Origin of the sequence: Streptomyces sp. SID3212, from assembly GCF_009865405.1 — a bacterium.
GTDB lineage: Bacteria > Actinomycetota > Actinomycetes > Streptomycetales > Streptomycetaceae > Streptomyces.
Window position 1 is genome coordinate 1 of record NZ_WWJY01001179.1, and the last position, 5,749, is coordinate 5,749.

A 5,749-nucleotide genomic window follows, 5' to 3' on the forward strand; every position below is an offset into this window, starting at 1 on the left:
CCTCATCCCCTCCTCCCCCTCATCTCCTCCCACCGGCCTCCGTCCGAACCACCCCACGGCAGTACGGTGTGGACCATGCGCCCCGACATGCCTGCTGACCACACCACGGAAGCCGAGCGCCTGCTCCGCACGGCGGCCCAGTACCCGGAGGACCACGAACCCCTGCTCCTCCAGGCCGCGGCCCATCTGGAACTCGCCGGCGCCCGCGACCGCGCCACCGGGCTCTACGACACCCTCCTCGCGGCCTCTCCCGACCGCCCCCACCTGGTGAAGGCCCTCAAGGCGGCCAACCTCTGGGAGTACGGTCACGAGGCCGAGGCCCAGGCGATCATCGCCGGCCTCCGCGCGGCGGCCCCGCTGGACCCGGCCCCCTGGGAGATCGTGGCGGAGACCCTGGAGGCCCACGACGAGCTCGAAGCGGCCCTCGACTCCTTCACGACGGCCCTCGAACTGCTCCTCGCCCCCGGCGAGGACGTCCCGTACCGCACCCAGTCCCTCCTGACCGGCCGCCACCGCGTCCGCCGCCTGCTGGCCCTGGACCACGACACCTGGGACACCCTGGCCGACAGCCTCCACCGGGCGACGGTCCCCCTGGACGAACTCCACGACCCGAAGCGCCTCTGGTCCCTGGGCTCGGACAACCCGGCGGAACTCCAGGCCGAGATCACCCGCCTCCGCGCCGAGTTGGGCTCGTACCGCACGGCCCTGTCCCGCCCGTTCCCGGTGGCAGTACTGCACTGGCCCACGCAAGAACTGACCGAACTCCTCACGGCGTACCCGGCCCTCAGCACGGAATACCCCACAGAGGAAGCCCACCTGGCGACCCTGGAGTCCGCCCTCCGCGACCTGGCGGCAACGGGCACCCCGAACCTGGGCATCGTCACCGGCACGGTCCCTTCCTACGAAGCCTTCGCCGCCTCAGAAGCCGCGTCCCCCGAAGACCCCGACCTGCTCCCCCAATACGCCACCACCCTCGCAGCCCGAGGCCGAGCCACCCCCTGGCCCCCCACCCAAACGGCCCCCTGCTGGTGCAACTCAAACACCCCCTACAAGACCTGCCACGGCACCGCATAAGCTGCGAAACTCCCCCAACAGGCCATTCAATGAATTTCTTAGGGCAAGAACGCGCTGGAGCGAAGACCTCCAGCGCGTTCAGATGACACTTTTGTCTGGGGTTTTAAACAAGCGGACTGCAGACATGGAGATCTCGATGTCACGGACCGGACCACTAACCGACCATGCCCCACCTAGCCGCTCGGGCAGAACCGTCCCAGCCGTCGCCTGACTGCCAAATCGACGAGATTCCCTGCCTCTCCAGGTAGCCGGCGTACACTCCGATATCTTCGGTGAAGAGACCTATGAGATGCGGCTCAGGGCGATTCCGTTCGTGATAGAGGAAGTGGCTGTACTCATGTAGCTGCCCCACCGCCTGACGTACTGCTTCGGTCGGGTTACCGCCTCGGACCACCTTCGCTTCCACGAGCCATTCGTCATCCGTCGGCTGGACTGCGCCATCCCGGTGTAGCACCAGGTCTTTCGGATGCGTCAACTTGGTGGTCGGTATGTATCCACGCGATACAACATGGTGTCCAAAGCGCTCGATCAGCGCTTCATGATGACGCTTCTTGACTTGCTGTCGGGCTGTGATGTTCGCGATGCAGTCAGAGCTGTCCTTGGGCTGGAATCCAGCAAGCGGATCCTCCTCTCCGAGGAGGTGACCATCAGGGACATAACCAACATCGAGCGGGCTATCGCCATCCTGGAACCACCACAACTGGTCGGCGGAATCGGCCCTCGTCAGTTGGTCCATCGCATAGCGGAGATCGCTTTGCAAAGACGCCTCCTCTGGCAGCGCGGCCAGCACATACGAGCGGGCGATAACGCTCGCGGCTTCATACGCCCTCGGCCTGTCGGCGTGGTGTCGCAGCTCTAGCTCATCAATCCAACCCGCTCTGCGCTGGGTAGCCAGCGCTCTACGAAGCCGAGCCGCTTGGCGCCTTAGGTGCTGTTGACGAGCCTGACCTCTGCCAAGGCGATCTTCGAGATGCGTGATTCCTTGCTGCAAGGTCAGCGACACAGTACGAAGATCCGCGCTGAAAATATAGGCCAAATAGAGACCTCTCCCCGGAACTCTATTGATCTGCCGATCAAACACGCCAATCCAGGGCGTAGCGGCGGCGATTGCCTGCCCCCCGTACCCCTTGGCGAAGTGTGTGGAAGGAAGCCCGAGGTCTGACCGCCCGGCGACCGCTCGCAGCACCTGCTGCCCCGCGACCTCGGCCTTCGTCCCAGCCTGGGCGTCGTACGTGTCAGCGATCTCAAGAAGCAACCCCTGTATCCCCATGCCCTCAAATCTAGAACAAGAAGGCTGTTTTCTGGACGCGGTTGATCGTCAAGAGTATGCGTGTCGACACCAGGCATCTTCAGCGCCACTGCGGGGACTTACGCCCCCTCCACACCAACAGAACTACGCGAACAGGTCATTTAGCACAGAGCGTTCTCAAAGCGGGTCTGCGCGCGATCAAGGGCCTCGCCCGGGTCACAGCCATGGGAGCGGAGCCAGTGGAGGAGATCGATGATCAGTTCGATGACGGTCTCCTCGGCTGCCGACACGCTCAGCGGGTCCGAACGACCCGGCCCCCTGATGCCGCCGAAGGAGAAGAGAGCCAGCAGCGCTTCCGCCTTGGCGATCCTCGGGCCCTCCGCGTGGTCCGTCGGTGAACGAAGGCCGGTAGGCAGCTCGCACCACGTGACTTTCGTGTCTCCCCGCAGGATGACGCCCCACCGATCAGTGACGGCGTTCACGAGAGCCATACCCCTGCCGCCCTCAGCGTCCCCTGACGCTTCAACAAGGGCGGGAAGCGCTCGGGTGTCCGGGTCCGTTACCTCCAGGCGCAGATGTACGCCGTTCATCGATACGGACAGGGTGGTGGGAGTCCCCGGACCAACGTGGGTGATGACGTTGGTGACCAACTCGGTCACACACAGGCGTGCCGGCTCCGCGAGTTCGGGCAGACCCCAACGATGCAAGTGGAACTCCACCACCCTTCGCAAGGCACCGAGTTCCTCAGCCTCAGCGAGGAACGGGAGATCCCAACCCTTCCTGGCGATCTTGAACTGGCACTCACTCACACCCGTCACCCCTGGACCTAGACTCGTCGATTACCTTGCGTGTCTACGCTTCACCTCAGAGTGGCATTGGAACTCTCATTTTGGAACTCTCACCATGCTCAAGCCGAAGCTCGCGTCCCGGCCGCACGCCCCCGGCGTGAACTGGCTTGCTTCCGCCGCGCCGGAGCGCGCACGCTCAGTGAGATCAACGTGAAGGGCCACATACATGGCAGTCGGACCAACGACCCGTCGGCGCCAACTCGGAGCGGACCTACGCCGGTTACGGGAACGCGCGGGGCTCACATTGGAGGAGGCGGGGTCCCTCGTCGGTATCTCCAAGGCGACCTTGAGCAGGTATGAGACCAAGGATGGAACAGTCAAGTGGCCTGCGGTCGACGCGCTGTGTCGTGCGTACGAAGCGCCCGAACAGGAACGTCACACACTCGTCGAACTGGCCAAGGGAGCGAAGATTCGCGGGTGGTGGCGGTCACTGGCCGACCCGATCCCTGAGTCGATGAATCTCATGCTGACCCTTGAGGACGAGGTGGTTCGGGAGGACCACTACGCCTGCATGTACGTGCCAGGACTTCTACAGACCCGCGGGTACGCGGAGGCGGTGCATCGTGCGTCGGAGATGCGCTGCACCGAGCAAGAGATCACCCACATGGTCGACATTCGCATGAAGCGGCAGGAGTTGCTGGAGCGGGATGAACCGCCGCACATCTGGGCGGTGATCGATGAGGCGGTCGTACGGCGCATGGTCGGTGGGCGTGACGTCATGCGCGATCAGCTGCGCCGGCTGCTCACACGGGCGGGTGAGCCCCATGTCACCGTGCAGATCCTGCCGTTCAGCGCGGGCGCCCACGCGGCTGCGGTCGGCAGCTTTGTCGTTCTCGGCGGTGCCACACCAGAACTGGATGTCGTATACGTGGACATCCTCGGAGGAGGGCTGTTCATGGAGAAGCAACAGGAGCTTGCTCGCTATAAGTTGGCGTTCGAATATCTGCGTGCGCAGGCGCTCGACATCGAGGCGTCCGTCGCGCTCCTGGACCAGGTCTGCGAGGGGTTGTGATGAATCGCGAGAGCGCTGTTGGCTGGTTCAAGTCTTCCTACAGCGGTGGGAGCGGCACCGAGTGCGTCGAGGTTGCCGGAATAGCCGGCGGAATCGTCGTACGGGACTCCAAGGAGCCTGAGCGAGGGGCGCTGGCATTCGGATCGGGTGCTTGGGATGGGTTTGTGGCGGCTGTACGGGAACGGCGCGTCGAGGCTTGAGCTTCGAGGTTGGGCCGGGGGCATGAGGGTCGCCTCACGGTCGGAGGCGGGGTCAGAGGTAGGGCCTGATGATCAGGTCTGGGGGGTTGGGGCGGGATTTGGATTGGTGGAGTTTGGTGGTGATGGCTGCTACCAGTTCTTGGGGGTGGTCGCGGATCAGGGCCGGGAACGCGCTGATCACGTCTACTCCGTGTGCTTCCAGGCGGAGGCGTCTGCGGAGGGTGGTGCGGTATTCCGTGATGCCCAGGTGGTATTCCTCGGAGTCGACCTCCAGGGCCACGCCCGCGTGGGGCCAGTAGGCGTCGGGGCGGGCCAGGAAGGTGCCCTTCGGGGTGAGGAGGGTGGGGTTCCAGAGGGGGTGGGGGAGGTTGGCCCGGAGGAGGGTGTCCCTGGCCTGGGCCTCGGCCATGGAGCGGGTGCCCGCGCGGAGGTCGTCGAGGACCGTGCGGGCCGCCGGGTTGCGGAGGGCGCGGGACGCGTGGAGTTCGGCGCGGAGGTCCTCCGGGTGGCAGCTCGTCTTCTGGACCGTCGCCGTGAGGATCGCGCGGACCCGGTCCGGGGAGCGTTCGTGGGCCGCGAAGTCGGAGGCCGCGCGCACCGGGCGTACGCAGGGGATCCCGTCCACCAGCAGCGTCGGTGGCCAGCGGCTCGTGCGGAGGACCCGTACGTACGATCTGTTCCGCAGGCCCCGCGTCGCCGATACGAGGACGGTCGCGCCGCGGGTCGTCGCCCCCGGCACTCCGTACAGCGCCAGCGCCGACTCGCCCGTCAGCACCGCCGTCGTGCCCGACAGGGCGGTCAGGTCCGTCGTCCCGTACAGCACCGCCGCCAGCAGGCGTTGGTGAGCGTCCGGTGCCCCCGTCTGGAGGAGGACCACGCCCGGCAGCAGGCGCTGCCAGGGGCCGTTCGGTGCGCAGCGGTGGGTCGTGGTGCTGGGTGCCAGGCCGGTCGCGCGGAGCTGGCGTGAGCTCGCCAGGTGCTGCTGGGTGCGGGCGAGGCGGGCGATGGCCGGGTCCGCGGAGGTCGTTCGGAGCATGCGGGTTCTCTGCCCGGGTGGGGGCGGGGGGCGAACGCCGGGGAGTGGGTTGTGACCATCTGTTGTGTCCTCCGTTGCGTTGGGGAGATGGGAGGGGTGGGAAGTGGGTGGCTTCGAAGGTGGCCCTTCGTGCGACGTACGCTCTTCGCGTTGGTGACGGCATCGGCAGAGGTGGTTGTGATGGCTCAGGTTCCCGCAGCGGTGGTCGCGGCCGGAGGTCTCGTCGGTGGGTACGCGGTCGCCCGCTGGACCAAGAAGCGCCCCCTCGGCGGGGTCGCGCTGGCCGCCGCCGGCGCCGTGGCCGCCCGGCAGTGGCACCGGGCCGGCGGG

The 5,749-nt window shown here is 66.3% G+C and carries 6 protein-coding genes; 3 read left to right on the forward strand and 3 right to left on the reverse strand.

Annotated features, from left to right (window positions below):
- Positions 1–75 precede the first annotated feature (75 nt).
- A complete protein-coding gene (locus GT042_RS35375; protein WP_161312781.1) occupies positions 76–1,074 on the forward strand; it encodes an SEC-C domain-containing protein in 999 nt (332 codons plus the stop codon).
- A 154-nt stretch (positions 1,075–1,228) separates the two neighbouring features.
- Here the strand turns inward: GT042_RS35375 and GT042_RS35380 are convergent, their stop codons facing one another.
- Together GT042_RS35380 and GT042_RS35385 are read right to left on the reverse strand one after the other, a co-directional pair.
- Positions 1,229–2,344: a DUF3578 domain-containing protein gene (locus GT042_RS35380; RefSeq protein ID WP_161312782.1), complete on the reverse strand. Its 1,116-nt coding sequence runs from the start codon at positions 2,342–2,344 to the stop codon at positions 1,229–1,231.
- A 140-nt stretch (positions 2,345–2,484) separates the two neighbouring features.
- The gene (locus GT042_RS35385; protein ID WP_345944040.1) at positions 2,485–3,132 is read right to left on the reverse strand and encodes an ATP-binding protein; all 648 of its coding nucleotides are present in this window, start codon (positions 3,130–3,132) and stop codon (positions 2,485–2,487) included.
- A 205-nt stretch (positions 3,133–3,337) separates the two neighbouring features.
- Between GT042_RS35385 and GT042_RS35390 the strand changes: the two genes are divergently transcribed.
- A complete protein-coding gene (locus GT042_RS35390) occupies positions 3,338–4,183 on the forward strand; it encodes a helix-turn-helix transcriptional regulator (RefSeq protein WP_161312783.1) in 846 nt (281 codons plus the stop codon).
- Positions 4,183–4,383 (forward strand): DUF397 domain-containing protein, encoded by a 201-nt coding sequence (locus GT042_RS35395; RefSeq protein WP_161312784.1) that lies wholly within the window; start codon positions 4,183–4,185, stop codon positions 4,381–4,383. Before GT042_RS35390 ends, GT042_RS35395 begins: the two co-directional genes overlap by 1 nt.
- Positions 4,384–4,435: 52 nt before the next feature.
- Here GT042_RS35395 and GT042_RS35400 read toward each other — a convergent pair whose 3' ends face one another.
- Complete coding sequence (locus GT042_RS35400; RefSeq protein WP_161312785.1) at positions 4,436–5,419, reverse strand: hypothetical protein; 984 nt, start codon at positions 5,417–5,419, stop codon at positions 4,436–4,438.
- Positions 5,420–5,749 lie beyond the last annotated feature (330 nt).